At 70.2% G+C, this 21,774-nt stretch carries 24 protein-coding genes; 11 read left to right on the plus strand and 13 right to left on the minus strand.

Going from position 1 to position 21,774, the window contains the following annotated elements; all coding sequences use genetic code 11:
* Positions 1-237: 237 nt before the first annotated feature.
* The 3 genes from AB0N89_RS38495 to cofC are packed head-to-tail and all read right to left on the minus strand — an operon-like array spanning position 238 to position 4,173.
* Complete coding sequence (locus tag AB0N89_RS38495; RefSeq protein WP_364215806.1) at positions 238-1,173, minus strand: NUDIX hydrolase; 936 nt, start codon at positions 1,171-1,173, stop codon at positions 238-240.
* A complete protein-coding gene (locus AB0N89_RS38500) occupies positions 1,170-3,488 on the minus strand; it encodes an RNA degradosome polyphosphate kinase (RefSeq protein WP_364215809.1) in 2,319 nt (772 codons plus the stop codon). Before AB0N89_RS38500 ends, AB0N89_RS38495 begins: the two co-directional genes overlap by 4 nt.
* Before the next feature lie 58 nt (positions 3,489-3,546).
* Positions 3,547-4,173: a 2-phospho-L-lactate guanylyltransferase gene (gene cofC, locus AB0N89_RS38505; protein WP_364215812.1), complete on the minus strand. Its 627-nt coding sequence runs from the start codon at positions 4,171-4,173 to the stop codon at positions 3,547-3,549.
* Positions 4,174-4,239: 66 nt separating this feature from the next.
* Between cofC and AB0N89_RS38510 the strand changes: the two genes are divergently transcribed.
* The 3 genes from AB0N89_RS38510 (at position 4,240) to AB0N89_RS38520 (ending at position 6,735) form a co-directional block, all read left to right on the plus strand.
* Entirely contained in the window at positions 4,240-4,983 is a 744-nt protein-coding gene (locus AB0N89_RS38510; RefSeq protein WP_364215815.1) for a lysophospholipid acyltransferase family protein, read from the plus strand.
* Complete coding sequence (locus AB0N89_RS38515; protein WP_364215818.1) at positions 4,983-5,996, plus strand: NAD(P)H-dependent glycerol-3-phosphate dehydrogenase; 1,014 nt, start codon at positions 4,983-4,985, stop codon at positions 5,994-5,996. Before AB0N89_RS38510 ends, AB0N89_RS38515 begins: the two co-directional genes overlap by 1 nt.
* A 259-nt stretch (positions 5,997-6,255) precedes the next feature.
* Entirely contained in the window at positions 6,256-6,735 is a 480-nt protein-coding gene (locus tag AB0N89_RS38520; protein ID WP_364215821.1) for a cysteine dioxygenase family protein, read from the plus strand.
* Positions 6,736-6,770: 35 nt separating this feature from the next.
* On the opposite strand, the gene AB0N89_RS38525 is transcribed toward AB0N89_RS38520, so the two are convergent.
* The 6 genes from AB0N89_RS38525 to AB0N89_RS38550 form a co-directional block, all read right to left on the minus strand.
* Positions 6,771-7,781 carry an asparaginase gene (locus AB0N89_RS38525; protein ID WP_364215824.1) on the minus strand — a complete coding sequence of 337 codons (1,011 nt, stop codon included), beginning with the start codon at positions 7,779-7,781 and terminating at the stop codon, positions 6,771-6,773.
* Between the two features lie 194 nt (positions 7,782-7,975).
* On the minus strand, positions 7,976-8,800 hold the full coding sequence (locus AB0N89_RS38530; RefSeq protein WP_364215827.1) for a class I SAM-dependent methyltransferase: 825 nt from the start codon (positions 8,798-8,800) through the stop codon (positions 7,976-7,978).
* A complete protein-coding gene (locus AB0N89_RS38535) occupies positions 8,797-9,177 on the minus strand; it encodes a VOC family protein (RefSeq protein WP_364215830.1) in 381 nt (126 codons plus the stop codon). The genes AB0N89_RS38530 and AB0N89_RS38535 overlap by 4 nt, the downstream gene beginning before the upstream one ends.
* Before the next feature lie 69 nt (positions 9,178-9,246).
* Positions 9,247-9,984 carry an FAD:protein FMN transferase gene (locus tag AB0N89_RS38540; protein WP_364215832.1) on the minus strand — a complete coding sequence of 246 codons (738 nt, stop codon included), beginning with the start codon at positions 9,982-9,984 and terminating at the stop codon, positions 9,247-9,249.
* Positions 9,981-10,400, minus strand: coding sequence for an FMN-binding protein (locus AB0N89_RS38545; protein ID WP_364215835.1), 420 nt, complete (start codon positions 10,398-10,400; stop codon positions 9,981-9,983). The genes AB0N89_RS38540 and AB0N89_RS38545 overlap by 4 nt, the downstream gene beginning before the upstream one ends.
* Positions 10,401-10,417: 17 nt before the next feature.
* Complete coding sequence (locus AB0N89_RS38550) at positions 10,418-11,773, minus strand: ferredoxin reductase family protein (RefSeq protein ID WP_364215838.1); 1,356 nt, start codon at positions 11,771-11,773, stop codon at positions 10,418-10,420.
* A 137-nt stretch (positions 11,774-11,910) separates the two neighbouring features.
* On the opposite strand from AB0N89_RS38550, the gene AB0N89_RS38555 reads away from it, so the two are divergent.
* Both AB0N89_RS38555 and AB0N89_RS38560 read left to right on the plus strand, forming a co-directional pair.
* Entirely contained in the window at positions 11,911-12,612 is a 702-nt protein-coding gene (locus AB0N89_RS38555; protein ID WP_364215841.1) for a response regulator transcription factor, read from the plus strand.
* Positions 12,609-14,042: a HAMP domain-containing sensor histidine kinase gene (locus tag AB0N89_RS38560; protein WP_364215844.1), complete on the plus strand. Its 1,434-nt coding sequence runs from the start codon at positions 12,609-12,611 to the stop codon at positions 14,040-14,042. The genes AB0N89_RS38555 and AB0N89_RS38560 overlap by 4 nt, the downstream gene beginning before the upstream one ends.
* A gap of 436 nt (positions 14,043-14,478) precedes the next feature.
* Here the strand turns inward: AB0N89_RS38560 and AB0N89_RS38565 are convergent, their stop codons facing one another.
* On the minus strand, positions 14,479-15,132 hold the full coding sequence (locus AB0N89_RS38565; RefSeq protein ID WP_364215847.1) for a pyridoxamine 5'-phosphate oxidase family protein: 654 nt from the start codon (positions 15,130-15,132) through the stop codon (positions 14,479-14,481).
* Positions 15,133-15,222: 90 nt separating this feature from the next.
* Here AB0N89_RS38565 and AB0N89_RS38570 point away from each other — a divergent pair, with 90 nt between their 5' ends.
* On the plus strand, positions 15,223-16,581 hold the full coding sequence (locus tag AB0N89_RS38570; protein WP_364215850.1) for a PLP-dependent aminotransferase family protein: 1,359 nt from the start codon (positions 15,223-15,225) through the stop codon (positions 16,579-16,581).
* Positions 16,582-16,614: 33 nt separating this feature from the next.
* Positions 16,615-17,586, plus strand: coding sequence for a zinc-binding dehydrogenase (locus AB0N89_RS38575; protein ID WP_364215853.1), 972 nt, complete (start codon positions 16,615-16,617; stop codon positions 17,584-17,586).
* On the opposite strand, the gene AB0N89_RS38580 is transcribed toward AB0N89_RS38575, so the two are convergent.
* A complete protein-coding gene (locus tag AB0N89_RS38580) occupies positions 17,587-18,129 on the minus strand; it encodes a DUF3515 domain-containing protein (protein ID WP_364215856.1) in 543 nt (180 codons plus the stop codon).
* Positions 18,130-18,148: 19 nt separating this feature from the next.
* Entirely contained in the window at positions 18,149-18,382 is a 234-nt protein-coding gene (locus AB0N89_RS38585) for an Lrp/AsnC ligand binding domain-containing protein (protein ID WP_007031456.1), read from the minus strand.
* A gap of 133 nt (positions 18,383-18,515) precedes the next feature.
* Between AB0N89_RS38585 and AB0N89_RS38590 the strand changes: the two genes are divergently transcribed.
* On the plus strand, positions 18,516-19,472 hold the full coding sequence (locus tag AB0N89_RS38590) for a thiamine-phosphate kinase (RefSeq protein ID WP_364215859.1): 957 nt from the start codon (positions 18,516-18,518) through the stop codon (positions 19,470-19,472).
* Positions 19,473-19,475: 3 nt separating this feature from the next.
* Here the strand turns inward: AB0N89_RS38590 and AB0N89_RS38595 are convergent, their stop codons facing one another.
* Entirely contained in the window at positions 19,476-20,210 is a 735-nt protein-coding gene (locus AB0N89_RS38595; RefSeq protein ID WP_364215862.1) for a GNAT family N-acetyltransferase, read from the minus strand.
* Positions 20,211-20,319: 109 nt separating this feature from the next.
* On the opposite strand from AB0N89_RS38595, the gene AB0N89_RS38600 reads away from it, so the two are divergent.
* From AB0N89_RS38600 to AB0N89_RS38610, 3 genes are all read left to right on the plus strand, one after another.
* Positions 20,320-20,790 carry a GNAT family N-acetyltransferase gene (locus AB0N89_RS38600; protein ID WP_364215864.1) on the plus strand — a complete coding sequence of 157 codons (471 nt, stop codon included), beginning with the start codon at positions 20,320-20,322 and terminating at the stop codon, positions 20,788-20,790.
* A gap of 8 nt (positions 20,791-20,798) precedes the next feature.
* On the plus strand, positions 20,799-21,320 hold the full coding sequence (locus AB0N89_RS38605) for a gamma carbonic anhydrase family protein (RefSeq protein ID WP_364215867.1): 522 nt from the start codon (positions 20,799-20,801) through the stop codon (positions 21,318-21,320).
* A gap of 20 nt (positions 21,321-21,340) precedes the next feature.
* On the plus strand, positions 21,341-21,774 hold a 434-nt coding region (locus AB0N89_RS38610), incomplete at its 3' end, for a uracil-DNA glycosylase (RefSeq protein ID WP_364215870.1).

Genomic DNA, 21,774 nt, shown 5'->3' on the forward strand with positions numbered 1-21,774 from the left:
GGGTTTTGGTTTTAAAACACCCCCGCCCGGCCCGGTACCGGTTCCCGGGCGGGGGGGGCCGCAAACCACCTACCCCCCCCCCCCGCCCACCCGAAAGTGGCTTTCGCGACACCTCTCCGGCCCCGGTAACGCCGCTACCCGGAGCGGGACTGCCGGAACACCCGCCCTCACCCCGAACCCTCGAAACGCGTGAAGGCCCCCTTCCGCCGGAAGGGGGCCTTCACACGAAGCGAAGCGTCAGCGATGCGCCGGAGCGGGAGTGGGCAGAGGCGACGCGAAATAGTCCGCCGCCACCAGCACCGGCCCGTCCTCTTCGGTCGGCGCCCGGAAGGACAGCACCCAGAACGAGCCCTTCTTCGACGGCACCACACCGCCGCGCGCGGCGGGCAGGTCGACGCCGTCGCGATCCGCCAAGGCGGTGACGACGTCGGGGATCACGCCGCCCTGACTGGAGATCACCGGCGTCCCGCCGTCACCGGCGACGGCCAGCAGCCGGGCGACGCCGAGCACCGGGTCCGGCCAGTAGCCCTCCTCCGACAGCAGCGGCTCGTGCCGGATCTCGACCCCGAGATCCTCGGCGAGCCCGTTCACCGTCTGGACGCAACGAAGCCGCGGCGCCGAGAGCACCCTGTCCGGCGCGTAGTGCCGCAGCAGCGAACGCAGCGCTTCGGCCTGACGCTGACCCGCGTCCGACAGCGGCCGCAGATCGTCGTCGCCGTTCCACTCGTCACGCTTACCCGCTTTGGCGTGCCGCACCAGGATCACCGTGACGAGGTCGGGCGGCAGCGCGGAGAACTCGCGCAGCACCCGGACGTCCTCCGGCCGCGTCAGCAGTTTCTCCGCGGTCTCCGCGTCGAGCCAGCGCAGTTCGTCGACTTCCTCATTCGGGGCGAAAGCGCCGGAAACGGCGTGCGCGGAGAAATAGTCGACGGTCTTGGGCGCACCCGCCACGGTGTATTCGGTCCGGTACAGATACCGGCCGAGCACCGCTTCGAACCCCGTCTCCTCACCGATCTCGCGGACCGCGGCCCGCGCGATGGTCTCGCCCGGGTCCAGCTTTCCCTTCGGCAGCGACCAATCGTCGTAGCGCGGCCGGTGGACCAGCGCGATCTCGATCCGGTCCCTGTCACGACGCCACAGGACGGCGCCCGCCGCCCGCACGACCCCGCTCATCCGGCGGCCCCGTGCCGCTTCGCCAGCTCGACCTGGTGATCACGGACGTCGTCCCCGGAGGCCGGGAACGGGGTCCACTCACCGGTGGAGGTCAGCACCCAGCACCGGGTCGCGGGATGCAACGCGGATTCGAAGATGTAGTCCAGTTGCGCCGTCAGCTTCGGATCCTTGACCCGCACCAGCGCCTCGATCCGGCGGTCCAGGTTGCGGTGCATCATGTCCGCGCTGCCGATCCAGTGCGTGCCGCCCGCGCGGAAGTTGAAGATGCGCGAGTGCTCCAGGAACCGGCCGAGGATCGAGCGCACGTGAATGTTTTCGCTCAGCCCCTCCACGCCGGGCTTCAGCGCGCAGATCCCGCGCACCACGATGTCGACCGGCACTCCGGCCTGCGAAGCGTGGTACAGCGCGTCGATCACCTGCTCGTCGACGAGCGAGTTGCACTTGATCCGGATCCCGGCGGTCTGGCCGGCGCGGGCGAGTTCGATCTCCTCGCCGATCGCGCGCACGATGCCGCGGCGGATCCCGTGCGGCGACGTGAGGATGTTGCGGTAGGTGTCCTGGCGGGAGTACCCGGTGAGGACGTTGAACAGATCCGTCAGGTCCGCGCCGATCGTCGGGTCGGCGGTCAGGATGCCGAGGTCCTCGTACAGCCGCGCGGTCTTCGGGTTGTAGTTGCCGGTGCCGATGTGGCAGTAGCGGCGGATGGTCGAACCCTCCTGGCGCACCACCATCGACACCTTGCAGTGCGTCTTCAGGCCGACGAGACCGTAGACGACGTGCACGCCCGCGCGCTCCAGCGTGCGGGCCCAGGTGATGTTGGCCTGCTCGTCGAACCGCGCCTTGATCTCGACCAGCGCGACGACCTGCTTGCCCGCCTCGGCCGCGTCGATCAGCGCGTCGACGATCGGGGAGTCGCCGGAGGTGCGGTACAGCGTCTGCTTGATCGCCAGCACCTTCTCGTCCGCGGCGGCCTGTTCGATGAACCGCTGGACGCTGGTGGAGAAGGAGTCGTACGGGTGGTGCACGAGGACGTCGCCCTCGCGCAGCGTCGCGAACACCGACTTCGGCGTCTCCCGCTCACCGAACGCCGGGTGCGTGGCCGGGACGAAAGGGCGGTCCTTGAGTTCCTTCCGGTCGACACCGGACAACTGGTGCAGGCAGGTCAGGTCCAGCAGACCGGGGACCTCGACGACGTCGCGCGGGTCGACCTCCAGTTCGCGCAGCAGCAGTTCGAGCATGTGCTCGCTCATGTCCTGCGCCACTTCGAGCCGCACCGGCGGGCCGAACCGGCGCTGGGCCAGTTCGCGTTCCAGCGCCTGGAGAAGGTCCTCGTCCCGGTCCTCCTCGACCTCGAAGTCCGCGTTGCGGGTGACGCGGAAGGCGTGGTGCTCGGTGACCTCCATCCCGGTGAACAGCTCGCCGAGGTGGGCGGCGATCAGTTCCTCCAGCGGAAGGAACGTCGCGGTGCGGATCTCCCTCGGCTGCTGCTCGATCCGCATCAGGCGCGGGACGTTGCTCGGCACCTTGACGCGCGCGAACCGCTCGGTGCCACCCTCCGGATCGCGGACGGTGACGGCGAGGTTGAGCGAAAGGCCGGAGATGTAGGGGAACGGGTGCGCGGGATCCACGGCCAGCGGTGTGAGCACCGGGAAGATCTGCTCGCTGAAGTAGTTGGACAACCGGAGCTGGTCGGCCCCGGTGAGGTCGCTCCAGCCGACGATGTGGATGTCCTCGTCGGCCAGTCGCGGCCGCAGGTGCTGCTCGAAGGCGTTCGTGTGCCGCTCGACCAGGTCCTGGTTGCGCTTCGCGATGTAGGCCAGCTGCTCGCGCGGGGTGAGCCCGTCCGCGCTGCGGACCGGGAGCCCGGTCTCGTCGCGGCGCTTCAGCCCGGCGACCCGCACCATGTAGAACTCGTCCAAATTGGACGCGAAGATCGCCAGGAACTTGGCGCGTTCGAGCAGCGGCTGGGACTCGTCCTCGGCCAGCGCGAGCACGCGCGCGTTGAAGTCCTGCCACGACAGCTCACGGTTGAAGTACCGGTCGTCGGGCAGGGTCTCGACCGCGGTGGGCGCCGAGGTCACCGCGGGAGGCGCGGCCGGCAGCGCGCGGAACTCCTGCGCGGGACGGCTCGCCGAACCGCCGCGGGTCGCGCGGACCGCCGCACGCGGAGTGCTGTTCGTCTTCGCCGCGGGACTGGTCTTCCGCGCCCGGGTGGGTTTGGCCGTGCCGTTGTCCGGTTCGGGTTTCGCGGCGGAGGTCTTCCGCTTCCTTGCCGAGTTCGGGGTGCCGCCGTCATTTGTGCTCACGGACTTCATTGTTCACCACTCGGCGCGATTATGTGCGCCGCGCACGGGTCCGCAGGGTGAACTCTCGTCACATCACCACGCAGGGTGTTCCCAGCAGTGTTGAACTGCGCTTTCCGACACCGAGGGTACGGACGTGAGCGAGATCATCCGCGGTGTCGACGTCCGCGCGGAGTGATTCCGCGGCGATCGTGAGCGGCGTCGCACCGGACGCGGTGTGTGCCCGCGCGGAACCCTCGCCGAACCGGGGTGCGAGCGGCCCGGACCCCGCGAGCAACAGGGTCGTGCCCGTTCCCTGCCGGTCCGCGACGAACGCCCGGCGTCCGGCGGCCTCGGCGAGGGCGGCGGTGAGGTCTTCGGTGCGCAGCGCGGGCAGGTCGGCCTGCAGGGCGCCGACGAGACCGGACGGCGAGTCCCGGCGCAGCAGCTCTTCGCCGTGGCGCAACGCCGCGTTCAAGCCGCCCCGCGGCGGCTCGGTCACGATCTCGACGCCCAGCTCGGTGAGATCCGCCACGGACGCCGGGTCGGCGGCGACCACCAGCACCCGCCGGACCCCGTCCGCCGAGGTCGCGGCGGACAGCGTGTCGTAGGCCAGCGCCAGCACCAGATCGGCGTGCCGATCGGGCACCACCGCGCCGCGAAGCCGCGACTTGCCCTCCGCCGGGCGTTTCATCGGCACGATCAGGTCGATGCCCACACAGTCCACATCTGCATTCTTACCCGACCCTCCCTGGACCGCGCTCGCGTGCGCGCGGCAGGATCAGTGGCCTGGGACGACACGTGTGACTTCGAGGAGGACGAATTGGCCCGGCGTGAGAAGGGCGGCATCTGGGTTGGCATCGCCGCCGCACTGTTCTACCCGGCGACGGCCATCGGCAAGCGGGTCTACCGCAACGCCGAGCGGATCCCCCGTGAAGGCGGCGCGCTGCTCCTGCTCAACCACGTGTCCCACATGGACCCGGCGGTGGACGCGGTGTTCGTGCACCGGCAGAAGCGGGTGCCGCGGTTCCTCGGCAAGGAGAGCCTGACCAGGACGCCGATCTTCGGCAAGATCTTCGTCGGCGCCGGTCAGATCCCGGTTTCGCGGGGTTCGAAAGCCGCTGGAGACAGTCTCAAGGCCGCCCACCAGGCGTTGCGTGACGGCAAAGTCGTCGTGATCTATCCGGAGGGGACGATCACCAAGGACCCGGACGGCTGGCCGAAGAAGCCGTTCACCGGCGCCGCGCGGCTCGCGCTGGAGACCGACGTGCCGGTGATCCCGATCGCCCGCTGGGGCACGAACCACATCTTCAACGGCTACACGAAGAAGTTCACGCCGTTCCCGCGCAAGAAGATCACGCATCTGGTCGGCGAGCCGATGGACCTTTCGGCCTACCGGAGCGGTTCCACCCGCAGCGCGTCCAAGCTGCGCGAGGTCACCGAGCTGATGATGGACGAGATCACCGCCCTGCTCGCGGAGATCCGCCAGGAGGAACCGCCCGCGAAGAAGCCGGAGGACGACGCCTGATGGCCGAGGTCCAGCGGGTGACCGTGCTCGGCGCCGGATCCTGGGGGACGGCGTTCGCCAAGGTGCTCGGCGACGCCGGACGCGACGTGACGATCTGGGCCCGGCGGCCCGAGGTCGCGGCCGAAATCCGGGACGGGCACCGCAATTCATCCTATTTGCCGGATATCGATCTGCCGGAACGAATCACCGCGACGGCCGATCCGGCGGAGGCCCTCGACGGCGCGCAGGCCGTGGTCCTCGCCGTGCCGAGCCAGACGTTGCGGACCAATCTCTCGGAGTGGTCCGGTCTGCTGCCGTCCGACGCGATCCTGGTGAGCCTCGCGAAGGGCGTCGAACTGGGCACGCTCAAGCGGATGAGCGAGGTCATCGCCGAGATCGCCCGCGTGGACGACGGGCAGATCGTCGTCGTGTCCGGGCCGAACCTGGCGAAGGAGATCGCGCTGGGGCAGCCGGCGGCGGCGGTGCTCGCGTGCACCGACCACGACAACGCCAAGGCGATCCAGCAGGCGAGCTTCAACCAGTACTTCCGGCCGTACACCAACACCGACGTCGTCGGCTGCGAGCTCGGCGGGGCGTGCAAGAACGTCATCGCGCTCAGCTGTGGCATGGCGGCGGGGCTGGGCCTGGGCGCCAACACCGCGGCCACGCTGATCACCCGCGGGCTGGCCGAGATGGCCAGGCTCGGCGCGAAACTCGGCGCCGACCCGCTGACCTTCGCCGGGCTGGCCGGCGTCGGCGACCTGGTGGCGACGTGCTCGTCGCCCTTGTCGCGCAACCGGACCTTCGGCGAGCGGCTGGGCCGGGGCGAGACGCTGGAGCAGGCGCTGGCGGCCACCGGCGGTCAGGTCGCCGAGGGCGTCAAATCGTGCACGTCGATCCGGGAACTCTCGCTGAGCCTCGGCGTCGACATGCCGATCACCGACGCGATGCACCGCGTGTGCCACGAAGGGGTCGACCCGCGGCGTGCGGGAGCCGAGCTGCTCGGACGGTCGCAGAAGCACGAGTGGTCCTGAGTCCGCAAGATAGAGACAGACCGCGTCCGGTTCGTGCTGCCAGCATGGTCGTCAGGTGCAGAACTCACGGTCCACGGTGTGAGATCGGTTGACCGCCGGGCTCCGCACTGGTTCGCTGAGGGCATGTTCGCACGTGGGATGACTGTGTCGCGGGGCCTCTCGGGTCTTGGCGCCGTCTCGTGTGCGTCGTGTCCCTGCTGTCGGTGAACCCAGCCCCGGCCCAGCTCGACACCTTCTTTCTTCTTGCGAGGACACCTCCATGTTCGCCGTCCCGGACAACACGCTCGTCATTCCCGAAAACCCCGCCCTGCGCCACCCGGTGCGCGTCGCGCTCGAGTTCGCCGCGGACCGTGACCGCTGGCGGCACCTGCTGCGCTACGACCCCGACGAGCGTTTCTCCGCGCTCGTCGACTCGGACGAGCTGCAGGAGATCTGGCTGATGAGCTGGCTGCCCGGCCAGCACACCGACCTGCACGACCACGAGTTCGCCGCGGGCGCGTTCACCGTGGTCAGCGGGAAGCTGAACGAGACCGTCGCCCGGCGCGCGTCCGACGGCCGGGCGGTGACGGAGTTGCACTCGCTGTCGGAGGGCCAGTCGCGCGTCTTCGGTCCCGGCTACATCCACGAAGTGCGCAACGACGGGCCGGACCCGGCCGTCAGCGTGCACGTCTACCGGCACCGGCCCCGCGCCATGCGCCCGTACCACCTGGACCCGATCACCGGCCCGATCCGGGACTGACCCCTTCTCGCATTCAGAGGACGAAACGCGGGTCTTCAGGCGAGGTCGCCGCGCAGGCGGAATTCGGCCTCGACGCGCTCTCGCGAGGCACCGGTGGCGAGCAGAGTGTGCAGCAGGAGCCGGGATTTGCGCGGGTCGAGCCAGCCCGCCATCGTCGCGCCCATCGCGATCAGATCGGACTCCGAGCCGCGGAAGCCGTAGGTACCGCGGAACGTCGGCCCGGCGCCGGTCCGGCCGGCGACCACGATCGGCACCTCCGGCAGCACCCGCTCGATCACGTCGGCCGACCCCGCCGAAACGTGCCCGGCGCCGTTCGCGGCGAGCACCACTCCCTTGACCCCGGCCTTGACCAGCGTCTCCAGGAGTTCGCCGGTGTCCCCGACGCCGCTCTCGACGATCGGCACCAGCCCGGAGAAGTCCGCGTTCTCCAGCGGCAGCGCCGCCGGACGGCCGCCGACCGGGTGGAAATAGTGCACCAGGCCCTCGCTGACCAGCGCGAGAGGCCCGGCGGGGTTCGAGGAGAACGCCTCGACGTGGCTCGAATGCGCCTTGCGGACCCAGCGCCCGGCGTGGACGTCGTCGTTGAAGGCCACCAGCGAACCGCGGCCCCGGCTGCGGGGATCGGCGGCAACGGTCAGCGCCGCGAGCAGGTTCCCCGCCCCGTCGGCGCTGGGCAGACTGGGGTTGCGCATCGCGCCGGTGATGACGATCGGGGCTTCGGAAGCCCAGGTCAGCTCGAAGAAGTACGCGGTCTCTTCGAGCGTGTCCGTGCCCTGGACCACGACGACGCCGTCAGCGCCTTCGTCGACCGCCTTGGCCGCCCAGTCGCGGGTCCTGATCAGCGTCGCGAAGTCCATCGACGCGCTGGAGATCCCCGCGAGCGTCTCGGCGCGGACGTCCATCTCGAGGTTCTCGCCCAGGTCGCCGAGCAGGTCGGCGGCGGTGAGCCGGGGGACGGCGTGCTCTTCGCCGTCGCCGGGGATCATGGAGATGGTGCCGCCCAGGGCGGCGACGGCGACAAGGGGCCGTCGGGGATCACTCGACATGCTTCGCATTCTTCAAAGTCGGCCGGTCTTGCCGCAAGTAGACGCCTGCCCGGGGTCTTGCGGGGCGGCCGACCCGACACTGCCGTCCGGGTGTCATGAAAGGGTCTTTCAGGACGTTTTTCGTCCTGAAAGACCCTTTCATGACATCCTGCGGCCCTCACGTCCCCTGAGGTGTCATGAGGGAGCGACGGCGCTCAAGCGCGTTTCACGGCTTCGATGGTGAAACTCGCCGCCAGCCGCTGCGGATTCTCCGTCATCCGCCATTCCTCGGTCGCCTCGTCCTGGGTCATGAACCCCGGCAGCGCGTTCCACGGCACACTGTCGTGTTCGACCAGCCGCGTCAGCGTCAGCCCGGCGTCGAGCAGCGAAGTGACGATCTGGCCCAGCCCGTGGTTCCACTCGTGCGTCCGGTTGTTCTCGAACGCGACGTCGGTGTCCACATAGGTCCCCGGGATGTCGAACACCAGCGGTTCGGCCTGTTCGAAGTACGGATAGTGCGGCGTGACGTGCGGCTGGGTCTCGTCGAGGGTGCCCAGCATCGGGTGCGTGTCCCGGATGAACAGCCGCCCGCCCGGCCGCAGCAGCCTCCCGACGACCTGGCCCCAGCGGGCGATGTCCGGCAGCCAGCAGATCGCGCCGATTCCCGTGTAGACGAGGTCGAACTGTCCTTCGCCCAGCACGTCGGGGGCACTGTACACATCGGACTCGCGATAATCGATCTCCGCGCCCGTCTCGGCGGCCAGCCGCCGCGCGATCTCCAGCGCCGGCGCGGAAAAGTCGAGTCCGGTCATGTGCGCGCCCAGCCGGGACAGGGAAAGCGTGTCCGTGCCGATGTGACACTGCAGGTGCACGCCGCGCGCACCGGTGACGTCGCCGAGCAGCGGCCGGTCGAAGGCGACCACACCGCTGAGATGAGCCGGATCCGCGACGAACTTCTTGTACCCGTAGTCCTCCGACTCGGCGTGGGCCGGAGCGCGTTCGTCCCAGTTCGCGCGGTTGACCGTGACGTAGTCCGTCATGACGTCGCCGCCTTTTCGGCCGCGCTGCGCAGCACGCAGAATTCGTTGCCTTCGGGGTCGCCGAGGACGGCCCAGCCGGTGCCGTCCGGGTTGCGCCGGTCGTGCAGGAGGGTCGCGCCGAGCTCCAGCAGGCGCTCCACCTCCTCGTCGCGCGGGATGTCGGGTCGCAGGCAGAGATGTATCCGGTTCTTCACCGTCTTCGGTTCCGGGACCTGTCCGAAGAACAGTGTGACGCCGTTGTCCATCTCGATGATCGTCTCGGGATCACCGGGGACGTCGTCGTCGGCCATCGGCTTGCCGACGACGCCGCTCCAGAAGCGCCCCAGCTCGTAGGCGTCGGCACAGTCGAAGAAGAAATTCTGTACGACAGAGGTCATGGGGCCGCAGTCTGCCTGAGCCCGCGGACCCCGGCCAACGGTTTAAGTGGCGACGCCCCACCTGGCCACTCACGCCAGCCGCAGCCCCGGCGACCGGTGGACCTGCCGTTTCGCGTCGACGATCAGCACCTGGCAGCCCGGCTGCGCCGCGACCCAGGCGATCCCCTCGGTCCCCATCGCGAAAGCGGCCGTGGCCAGGGAATCCGCCGTGACGAGGTCGTCGGCGGTGACGGTGACGCTCAGCAGCCCGACGGGCGGGCGCCCCGTCCGCCCGTCGAGGATGTGCGCGCCGCGTTCGTAGTCCGCCGACGTCGCGACGGCGCCGCCGGACGACTCCACCACGGCGCAGACCGCGTCGGGCCGTTCGGGATGCCGGATGCCGACCCGCCAGGGACGGCCGGGTTCCGGTTCGCCGGAGGTGACCACGTCCCCGCCGGCGTTGACGCAGAACACGTCCAGGCCCTCGGCCAGCAGCAAAGACGCCGCCCGCTGCACCGCCCAGCCTTTGACCACCGCGTTCGGGTCGAGCCGCCGTCCGGGGAGCCGGGCGGTGAACGCGCCGCCGGACAGCCGTTCGTAGTGATCGCACAGCGAAAGCACTTCGAGCAGGTCGTCGCTCAGTTCCGAAGGCGCGAGTTCGCCGCGGTCGTACCGGCAGACCTCGCTGCTCGCCCGGAACGGGCTGAACCGGGCGTCGACCTCGCGCAGCCAGCCGAAGACGCCGTCGATCGCGTGCCCGACGAGTTCGCCGCCCGCCCGGACGTCGACCGAGACCGGCAGCCCCATCACCTGCTCGACCCGGTTCATCTGGCGTCCAGCGCCGCCTGCAGCGAGTCGATGTACGACTCGCTCGTCGACGTCGCCCCGGAGACGGTGTCGATGTCGGAGCTCTGCGCGGTCAGCGTCTCCTCCTGCAGGATCGGGATCGCGTCGACGCCGCGGCCGCTGGTCGGCCGTTGCAGCAGCCGGACTTCGGAGATCTTGTCCTCGGCCGAGATCACCAGCCGCACCTGCACGGTGCCGTACCGGTTGCTTTCCACCGAGCCGTCGATGGTGCGTTCGGCGCCTTCGGAGGCGCCACCGTCCGAAGAGGACACGGTGGACGGGGCGGGCGCGGCGACGGCCACGGTCTCCGAACCCAGCGGAGAGGGCTGGTACAGCCAGACCCCGAGGAATCCGGCGGCCGAAAGGGCGACCGTGGCCGCGACGATGGTCTTCTTCATGATGGGGACTCCCTGACTCAGGCGGCGAGGCTGAAGCGTTCGGCGTGGACCTGCTGATTCGGCACCCGCAGTTCCCGCAGGCTGCGCAACGTCGCCGAGGTCATCCCGGGCGGGCCGCAGACGAAGACGTCCCGCTCCTCGACGTCCGGCACCATCCGCCGCAGGCTCTCCGCGCCGAGCACCGGCCCGTACGGACCGGCCTGATCGGACGGTCCACTGAGGACGTGGACGACGGCGCCGCGCGCCTGTGCCAAGCCCCGCAGCTCCGGCAGCAGGACGGCGTCGAGTTGGGTGCGGACGCGGTAGAGCAGCACGACGTGGCCGGAGATCTCTTCCAGCAGCGCGCGGATCGGCGTGATCCCGACGCCGCCCGCGATCAGCAGCGCGTCCGGTTTCCGTTGGTGCATCGTGGTGAACGCGCCGTACGGGCCTTCCGCGAACACCCGCGTGCCGATCTTCAGCGACCGCAACGACGCGCTGCCGTCACCGGCGGCCTTCGCGGTCAGCCGCAGGGTGTGGCCGTCCGGCGCGGCCGACAGCGAGAACGGATTGGCCTGCCACCAGCGATCCCGGGTCATGAAGCGCCAGAGGAAGAACTGACCGGCCCTCGCGGGCATCCGGTCGAGGTGCTTTCCGGTCATGTACACCGAGACGACGTCGTCGGATTCGGGCATTACGGCGACGACCTTCAGCCGGTGCCGCAGATTCCGCGCCAGCGGCAGCACCACGCGGCCGGCGAGGACCGAGCCGAGCGCGACGCCCCACACCGCCCACCAATAGGCCTGAGCGCCGGGCGACGACGCGAACGATCCGCCCAGCGCGATCTGGTGGCTGAACGCCAGCACGACCGCGGCGTAGGTGTAGAGATGGAGGAAATGCCAGGTTTCGTACGCCAGGCGACGCCGGGCGAAACGCGCGGACACGGCGCCGACGAGCAGGATCAGCGCGAGCGCGACGACCGCCCGCAGGATCCCTTCGAGTTTGGTCACCATCGTGGCGAATTCGTCCACCACGCCGTTGTTCTCGACCCGCGCGTAGCCGAAGACGATGAAGACGAAGTGGGTCAGCAGGGTCCACAGGAGGCTGAACCCGGTCCAGCGGTGCCAGACGGTGAGCCGGTCCATGCCGAGACGGCGGTCGAGCCACGGCAGCCGGGCGACCAGCAGCAGCTGGAACGCCATCGCCAGCGCCCCGAACAGCCCGGCGAGCCTGCCGACGCTGATGAGGACGTCGTCGGACGGTCCCGCGGCGAAGAAGAGCGCGGTCACGGTGGCCACGTTGGCTCCGATGAAGGTGAAGAGCCCGGCGCGTGCGGCGATCCTGGGACGGATCGCCGGGCGCGGTTTCACGGCGGTCTGCGTCATGGTGGTCACACGTGGTTCCTTCCGGTCCGGTTCAAGCACCGAGCCTGCTGGGCCAACCTGTGACCTTTCTTGGCGGAACCTGTCGGCTTCCTGTCGTCTGCGCTTCCGCCTCGCTCTCGCGCGCGCGTTAACGGAGGATGGGTTTCGTGAACACCGAGAACCCCGTTCGCCTGCTGGTGGTGGACGACGAGCCGCATATCGCCGACCTGGTGGCCACCGTCGCCCGCTACGAGGGCTGGAACGCCGTCACCGCCGGGTCGGGTGAGGCCGCGCTCACCAGGGCGGCCGAGTTCGTGCCCGACATCGTCGTGCTCGATCTGATGCTGCCCGGGATCGACGGGTTCACCGTGCTCGACAAGCTCCGCGAGTCCGGGACGGCGGTGCCTGTCGTGTTCCTCACCGCGAAGGACGCGACGGCGGATCGAGTCGCCGGGCTCACCCGGGGCGGCGACGATTACCTCGTCAAGCCGTTCTCCGTCGAGGAACTGATGGCGCGGCTGCGCGCGGTCCTGCGGCGAAGCCACAGCAGCCAGGCGAGGGCGGCCGCGTTGCTGCGCGTCGGCGATCTGACCATGAACGAGGACACCCGCGAGGTCGCCCGCGACGGCAAACCCGCGGAACTGACGCCGACCGAATACGAACTGCTGCGCTATCTCATGCGGCGTTCGCCGTCGGTGATGACCAAGGCGCAGATCCTCGACCACGTCTGGGAATACGATTTCGGCGGCCGGTCCAATGTGGTCGAACTCGTCATCTCGCACCTGCGGCGCAAACTCGACGCGGGCAACGAGCCGCTGATCCACACCGTGCGCGGCGTGGGCTACGTCGTCCGGCAGGCGGCGAGATGAAAATGCTGCGCCGGTGGTACGACGCCTGGCGCCGCTCACGGCTCGGAACCCGGCTCGCGCTCGGCCTCGGCGCGCTGGCGCTCGTCGTGTTCGCCGTCGTCGGCACCGTGATGGTCGGCATCATGAAGGGCTATCTGAACGACCGGCTCGACGAACAGCTCGCCAAGACCCAGATCAGCCAGGTGCCGTCGCTGCGCACCACGCACGGCGGGAAACCACAGCAGTCCTACGGCTGGTTCTCCGCCGTTTTCGCGGTGCGGGACGGTGACGCGCTCGCGCAGGACGGCGGTTCCCTGCCGCCGGACACGAAAGCACTCGAAAAGGTCGCCGAGGACGCGACCCGGACCGAAGTGCTGCGGACCGTCTACATCGAGGACAAGGGCACTTACCGCGTCCGGGCCTGCCCGATCGAACCGAGCCGGAACATCGTGCTGGTCAGCGCCGCGCCCCAGGCGGATCTGGACCGGACGGTCAGCCAGCTGATCATGGTCGAGGTCGTCGCGTTCCTGCTGGCGCTGGCGGTGCTGGTGATCGCGGGGCGGCTGGTGCTGCGGCGCGGGCTGCGGCCGTTGAGCGACATGGCCGGGACGGCGCACGACATCGCGTCGCACGATCTGACCGCGAACGCCGATCTCCCGGTGCGCGCGCCGGCGAACGGCGGCGGCGCCGAGGTCGAGGAACTGCGGACGGCGTTCAACGTGATGCTGGCGCACCTCGATTCCTCGCTCGTCGCGCGCCGGGAGGCGAACGAACGGCTGCGGCGGTTCATCGCCGACGCCTCGCACGAACTGCGCACGCCGCTGACGTCGATCCGGGGCTACGCCGAGCTTTTCCGCTACGCCGCGGCGAACGAACCCGCGGAACGCGAGGCGCATCTCGCGAAAATCCGCGAAGAGACCCAGCGGATGAGCGTGCTCGTCGACGACCTCCTGCTCCTCGCGCGCCTCGACGCGCCCGAGACCGAGGCACCGCTGCGGCTGGTCGACGTCGACATCGCCGAGCTGATCACCGACGCGGGGGAGGCCTTCGCCGCCGGTCGCCCGGAGCATCCGCTGACCGTCGGCCCGCTCCCGGAAGATGTTGTCCTGCAAGCGGATCCGGTGCGCCTGCGGCAGGTGCTGGACAATCTGCTCGCCAACGCCGCGGTGCACACGCCGCCCGGCACCCCGGTCACGTTGTCGGGCTCGGCTTCGGGTTCGGAGGTCGTCCTGCGGGTGAGCGACGCCGGGCCGGGGATCCCGCCGGAAGCGCGGGAACGGATCTTCGACCGGTTCTTCCGCGTCGACACGGCCCGCACCCGCGGCAACGGCGGGACCGGGCTGGGGCTTTCGGTGGTGCTTTCGCTGGTCTCCGCGCACGGTGGCACGATCGAGGCCGAAAGCGTGCCGGGGGCGACCACGTTCACCGTGCGGCTGCCGCGGACGCGGTGAAGGCTTTCGCGGGTCGTGAGCGTGGTGGTTCCGCGGCCGCTAGGGCGCGACGATGTAGGAATTGGTACGTTCAACGTCCCAATTCCTACATCGTCGCCAGGGATGCCCGGTCTTGGACCTTGATCAAGGTCGTGCCGGGCGCGACCGTCGGCCACATCGGCCCCCAGCATCGGCTTCACTCGACCGCCGATCACACCAGTGGGTAGGTAAATACGGGTCCGCCAGAACCCGAATCGCCACTCACGACCCCCGCTGCCCGGCACACTCTGGCGAGAATTGGTGAAGCCGGTGTCGCGAAAGCCACTCTCGCAACACCTTCGGGACTTCGCCCTCCGTGAGGATCACAACCCGAGGTGAAGAGAGCCTTCCCCACGTGTCATGAAAGGGTCGTTCAGGACGTTTTTCGTGCTGTACGACCCTTTCATGACATCAGCGACTACCCGACCCGCCCCTTCACGTGGTCCGGCACCACCCAGGCCGAAGCCAGGTCCGCCGACGGCTCCGGCTCCCCGAACACCGTCCGCACCGGCAGCACCCCCGCCCACGAGAGATCGGCCGCGACCTCGTCCTCGGGGTCGTCGGGCCCCTCGGCGCGCATCTTCACCGAAGCCTCGGTGAGATCCAGCTCCAGCACCGAAACCGACGCGAACTCCTTCGCGTTGACGTCGCGCGCGTGCTCCCACGAACCGGGCGCGAGGTGGTCGGTCAGCACCCGCAGGCCGTGCATCTTCCGGTCGGGATCGGTGACCGCGGTCGCCTTGCCCAGGATCACCGCGCTGCGGTAGTTCATCGAGTGGTTGTTGACCGAACGCGCGTAGACGACGCCGTCGAGCAGGGTCACCGTGACGCACACCTCGGCGCCGTCCGAGTCGCGCATGCTCCTCGCGCCGGTGGATCCGTGCAGGTAGAGCGTGTTCCCGTCGCGGCCGTAGCCGGTCGGGACGACCAGCGGGACGCCGTCGCGCACGACGCCGAGGTGGCAGATCAGGCCTTCGTCGAGCACCGCGTACAGCGACGAGCGGTCGGTGAGCGCGCGGTTCTTCTTGCGGTGGAGAGTGGTCCGGTCGGTGGGAGACAGCGGCGTGGACATGCGAGCAGTCTCACCCACGCGAGTGGCCTGTAATAACAGCCAATTCTCCTATACTTGAGAAGGCCACTTCACGAAAGGGCGGAGCACAGCATGTCCGACACCGCTCTGCCGGTCAGCCTCGACCGCGATTCGCCCGTCCCGCTCGCGGTCCAGCTCGCCGACGCGTTGCGCGCGGCCGCCGGTGACGGGCATCTGCGCGGCGGCGACAGACTGCCGTCGACCAGGGCGCTCGCGAACCGGCTCGGCGTCAGCCGCACGGTGACGTCGGCGGCGTACGAGCAGCTTCACGCGGAGGGCTGGATCGCCGGCCGCCACGGTTCCGGCACCTACGTCACCACGACCCCGCCCGCGGACAGGCCGTCGAAAGGTCCCGCGCCGGGGGTCGCCGCCGCGCCTCCCACGCTGGTCGACCTCACCCCCGGCGTCCCGTGGGCCGACGGCGTCGAAAGGTCCGCGTGGCGCCGCGCGTGGCGGGCCGCCGCCGATCCGCGCCCGACCTATCGCGAGGACAGGGCCGGGCTGCGCGCCTACCGGGACGCGGTTTCCGAGCATCTGCTGCGCCACCGCGGGCTCGCCGCCGGAACGGTGCTGGCCACCGGCGGGACGACGGCGGCGGTGATCGAACTCGCGGGCTCCGTGCTCTCGCGCGGTGACCGGGTCGCGATCGAGGAGCCGGGATATCAGCGCGCCGTGCAGGCGTTCCGGCGGGCGGGGATGGAGGTCGTGCCCGTCCCGGTCGACGAAGAGGGCCTGCGCCCGGACGCCGTCCCCGCCGACGTGCGCGCCGTGTACTGCTCGCCCGCGCATCAATACCCGCTCGGCAGCCGGATGAGCGCGTCCCGCCGGGTCGAACTCGTCGAACTCGCCCGCGCCGAGGGCATGCTGGTGATCGAGGACGACTACGACGGCGAGCTGCGGTTCGACGTCGCGCCGCTGCCGCTGCTGGCCGCGCTCGCGCCCGACGTCGTCGCGCATCTCGGGACCACGAGCAAGATCCTCACCCCGGCGCTGGGCGCGGGCTGGATGGTCGCGCCGTCACCGGTCGCGGCCGCGGTGCTGGAATACCGCGAAGCGACCGGGACGCGTCCGTCGCCCGCGGGGCAGCGGGTGCTCGCCGAACTGGCGCGGCACGGCGATCTCGGGCGGCACCTGCGGAAGCTCCGGCGGGAACTTTCGGAGCGCCGGTCCCTCGTTTCGGCCGCGCTGACGTCGGCGGGGATCCCCGTGCTCGGCGACGACGCGGGCGCGCATCTGGTCGTCCCTTGTGGATCGGCGGCCGAGGAAGCGGCGCGGATGACCGCGGCGGAACGCGCGGGGATCCGGCTCGACGGCCTCGCCCGGCATTTCGCCGGGACTCCGACGGTGTTCGGAAACCTCATCGGTTACGCCGGTTGTTCGCGGGAAGCGCTGCACTCCGCCCTGAAACCGCTGATCCCCGTGCTCGCTTGACCTCCAGCGAACTGGAGGTCCTACCTTGCGATCATGCGTGCGATCAAGGTGTCCCGATTCGGCGATCCCGGTGTTCTCGAACAGGTCGAACTGCCCACCCCGGAACCCGGAGAGGGCGAACTCCGCGTCGCTGTGACGGCGGCCGGGGTCGGCTGGCTGGACGCGCTCATCCGGCGGGGTGACGGACCCGAAGTGTTCGCGGTCGAGCCGCCGTACGTGCCCGGCGGCGCGGTGGCGGGCACCGTCGACGCGGTGGGCGCCGGGGCCGACGAAACCTGGCTGGGCAAGGTGGTCGTCACCAGCGCGATCGGCGGATACGGCGGGGGATACGCGGACACGGTCCTCGCGCTGCCCGGCGAGACGTTCCCGGTCCCGGCGGGTCTCGATCCCCAGCACGCCTTGGCCCTGCTCAACGACGGCAGTACCGCGTTGGCGCTGCTGGAGAAGACCCCGGTCGCGGCCGGGGAGCGGATCCTGGTGGCGCCGGGCGTCGGCGGCCTCGGCAGTCTGCTGGTGCAGCTCGCCCGCGCGGCGGGCGCGACGGTCATCGCGGCGGTCCGCGGTGCCGAGAAGGCCGCGATCGCCAGGAAACTGGGGGCCGAACCGGTCGACTACGCCGTCGCGGACTGGACCGGCGAGGTCCTCGCCCGCACCGGAGGTCACCGGCTGGACGTGGTCTACGACGGCGTCGGAGGCGAGCTCGGCGCGGCCTCGCTGGCGCTGCTGAACAACGGCGGCCGGTTCTCCGGCTACGGCATGTCCAGCGGCGCGGAGACCGTGATCGGCGACGCCGACCGGGCTCGATTGTCCATCGTGGACATGGCGCAGCTGGTCGGTTTCTGGCCCGACAACCCGCGCCGCGTGCGGGAGGTGCTGCGACAGGCCGCCGCCGGGACGCTGACGCCCGTCATCGGCCGGACGTATCCCCTTTCCGAGGCGTCCGCCGCGCACGCGGACATCGAGGCGCGGCGGTACACCGGCAAGACCCTGCTGGTCGTGCCCTGATCAGAACCGCAGGCCGACCGCGGGAAGGTTGGCGCCGATGACTTCCGAAACGGTCTGAAGCGGCCCCGTCCCCGCGGTGTCCGGCACGGTGAGTGCCGTGTAGACGGGCCGGTCCACCACGAACCACGTCGCGGAGCCCTCACCCTCGACCTGCAGCCACTGGACGTTGTTGATCGTCCGCAGTTGCGAGGTCCGGGTGAGCTCCGGCGGTTTGCCGAGCCCGCAGCGCAGGACCACCGGGTCGCCGGTGCCCCAGCCGACCGTCGCCTCGGGGGCCGGGTCGGCCAGCTTCCGCCGGACCAGCGCGTTCCCGGACGAGGTGATCTCGTGCGGGAGCGCGCCGATCAGCTTCGCGCAATCGGGTGATCCCGACTGCGGCGCCGGGACCGGGACGAGCGGGAGCGGGCCGTCGGCGGCGGGCGCCTCGGATTCCGCGCCGCGGGTCAGCCCGAAGACGGCCACGCCCGCGACGAGCAGCACCGCCAGGCAGGCGGCCGCGATCAGCAGTGGTTTCGGGGGAGCGCCGGTGTCCGTGTCAGCCACCGGACCACTACACCACCTCTTACAGATGCACGACCGGGCAGGTCAGCGTACGGGTGATGCCCTCCACGTTCTGCACCTTCGCGACCACCAGCTGGCCGAGCTGATCGACGGTGTCGGCCGCGGCCTTGACGATGACGTCGTACGGGCCGGTGACATCCTCCGAACTGGTGACACCGGGGATGGTGGAGATCTCCGCGGCGACCGCTGCGGCTTTGCCGACCTCGGTCTGGATGAGGATGTATGCGTGGACCACGGCGCGCCCCTTCGTAAAAGTCGGCTCAAGGTAGGAACGTTGTAGCAACGTATCGCCAGCCCCGGGAAAAACCTAGGGCTTCCGACTATCGGTGATCGACATTTGTCCGGACAAGGGAAAGTGGAGGTGACGGGTGTCACCGAACGACGGCACGGTCGCCGGGACCGGTGAATTCCGGTTGATCGAAGCGGTGACGGCCGGCCGGAAACAGCCGGAGACGACGCTGCTCGGACCGGGGGACGACGCGGCCGTCGTGGCCACCCCGGACGGCCGGACGGTGGCCACCACCGACGTCCTCGTGCAGGGCGTCCATTTCCGGCTCGACTGGTCCAGCGCCGAGCAGGTGGGGCGCAAGGCGGTCGCGGTGAACCTCACCGACATCGCCGCCATGGGCGCCCGCCCGACGTCCGTCCTGGTGGGATTCGCCTGCCCCTCGGACACCGAGACCTCGGTCGTCACCGAACTCACCCAGGGCATGTGGATCGAAGCCGAACGCGCGGGGATCGGGATCGTCGGCGGCGACATGGTCCGCGCCGACCAGATCGTGATCAGTGTCACCGCGCTCGGCGACCTCGGCGGCCGGGAACCGGTGACCCGCTCCGGCGCCCGCCCCGGCGACGTCGTCGCGGTCTGCGGACGGCTCGGCTGGGCGGCCGCCGGGCTCGCCGTGCTCGGCCGCGGTTTCCGCTCACCGGTCAGCGTCGTCAACGCGCAGCGCTGCCCCGAACCGGACTACGAGGCGGGCATCCGCGCGGCCGACGGCGGGGCGACGTCGATGATCGACGTGTCCGACGGGCTCCTGTCCGACCTCGGCCACATCGCCACCGCTTCCGGCGTCGGGATCGACATCCGGACGGCGGATCTCGACGTGTCGAGCAGGCTGACCGAAGTCGGCACCGCGCTCGGCGCCGATCCGCTGAAATGGGTGCTCACCGGCGGCGAGGACCACGCTTTCGCGGCCACCTTCCCCGCGTTCGCCGACTTGCCGGAGGGCTGGACCGAGATCGGCGTCGTCACCATGCCGGATTCGGGCGTGACGGTGGACGGGAAGAAGTACGGACACGACAGCGGCTGGGAGCACTGGCGCTAGGCGTCAGCGTGAGGCCCACCAGGTCGACTGCGCGGTGACCGCGAAACCGAGGGATTCGTACAGCGGCCTGCCCGCCTTGGACGCGGTGAGCGTGACCGGCGACCCCGCCAACGGGGCGAGGGAGCCGAGCATCACGGCCCGGCCCACGCCGCGGGAGCGGAAGGCCGGCGGCGTGCCGACCCAGTAGTGGCTGCCGAAGCCGTCCTCGACGGCGGTGACGCACGCCCCGGCGATCTCGCCGTCGAGCCGCGCGGCGAACACGCCGATCCCCGGCTGTCCGAGCAAGGCCGTGGGGAACATCTCACCCTCGCGGTAGGGCTCGAACCGGGCGAGTTCGAAGCCCGCGATCACCGCGCGCTCGGCGGCCCGCAGATCCGTTTCCGCGTCGACCCGGACCACCTCCATCGCGGGTTCGGCGACGGGGGAGGGCGGGCGCAGCATGACCGGCATCCGCCAGCTGCGCATCTCCCCGAGATGGTTCAGATCGGTGACGCTGAAAGGATCCTCGGCGTCCACCGGTCCCTTCGCCAGCATGGCGAGCTCGGTGATCTCCGCCAGTTCGTCCGCGGTGAGGTCGGGTTCCTGGAGCAGGACGCGCAGTCCCGCGCGCTCGTCACCGGCGACGGCGAGGAAGCCGCGGCGGCGGATGACTTCGTGGCCGCGGGACCGGCCGGTCGCGGCCCAGAACGCGGCGGAGTTGCGGGCCTGGCGCAGCGGCGCCTCGGCTTCGATCGACATGATCGGAATCTAAGGCGCGGGGCGGCGCGGCGACAGTGCCGATCACGCCACATCGGAGTGGGCCAATCGTGCTTTCGCCGTGCCGCGGCCGCTCGCTAATCTCGCGCTCATGGACCTTCGTGTGCTGCCCTACGACCACCCCGACACGGTGAAGCTGCTGGCCGAAGCCCAGCTCGAGCTGGCCGCCCGGTACGGCAGTGAGGACGAGACGCCGATGGACGGCTCGCAGTTCGCCGCGCCGCGGGGGCTGTTCCTGGCCGCCTACCTCGACGACGTCCCCGTGGGCTCGGGCGCCTGGCGCGCGCACGACGGGCCGGACCCGCTGCTGCCCGGCGACGCCGAGATCAAGCGCATGTTCGTGATGGCTTCGGCGCGTGGACGAGGTATCGCGCGGGCGATCCTCGCCGACCTGGAGCGGACGGCCGTCGAGGCCGGACGGCTGCGTATGGTGCTGGAGACCGGCGACAAACAGCCCGAGGCCATCGCGCTGTACCTGTCGGCGGGTTACCGGGAGATGCCGGGCTTCGGGTACTACAAGGACGAACCGGAAAGCGTCTGCTACGGCAAGTCGCTGGTCTAGGAGAACGCATGCCGATCTACGCCCTGGGCGACCTCGAACCCTCGATCCACCCCGACGCCTACGTCCACCCCGACGCGACGGTGATCGGCGACGTCCGCATCGCGGCGTTCGCTTCGGTGTGGCCGCAGACGGTGTTGCGCGGCGACCACGGGTACATCGAGATCGGCGAGCGGTCCAACGTCCAGGACGGCTGCGTGCTGCATTGCACCCGCAAGGAACCGACGGTGATCGGGAACTCCTCCGCCGTCGGGCATTCCGTGCACATCGAAGGCGCGCGGATCGGCGAGGGCTGCCTGATCGCGTCGGGATCGGTGGTGCTGAACGGAACCGTCGTCGAGGACGGCGGGATGGTCGGCGCGGGCGCGGTTCTGTCGTACGGTTCCCATGTGGACAGTGGGCACATCGCGCTCGGCGTCCCGGCGAAGACGCGGCCCAACACGTCTTTCGGGCCGGACCTGATCAAGCTGGTGGTCGACGGGTATGTCGAGCGGGCGGCGCGGTTCCGGGTCGAACTCCGGCGCATCGGGTGACGTGAGTAAGCTCGCACGCCGTGACCGCACGACCGCTGCAGGACATCGTCGAAGCAGGCTGGGCGCAAGCCCTCGAACCGGTGGCGCCGCAGGTCGCCGCGATGGGGGAATTCCTCCGCGCGGAGATCACCGCGGGCCGGACCTATCTCCCGGCGGGGGAACATGTGCTGCGGGCCTTCCAGCAGCCGTTCCACGACGTGCGGGTGCTGATCGTCGGCCAGGATCCGTATCCGACGCCCGGGCATGCGGTGGGGCTGAGTTTCTCGGTGGCGCCTGATGTCCGGCCGATCCCGAAGAGTCTGATCAACATCTACAAGGAGTACTGCGAGGACCTTGGGCATCCGTTGCCGTCGAACGGTGATCTGACGCCGTGGGCCGATCAGGGGGTGCTGCTGCTCAACAGGGCGTTGACGGTGCAGCCGGGCAAGTCGAACTCGCATCAGGGCAAGGGCTG

Source organism: Amycolatopsis sp. NPDC089917 (genome assembly GCF_040684635.1).
In the GTDB taxonomy this organism is placed as follows: domain Bacteria; phylum Actinomycetota; class Actinomycetes; order Mycobacteriales; family Pseudonocardiaceae; genus Amycolatopsis.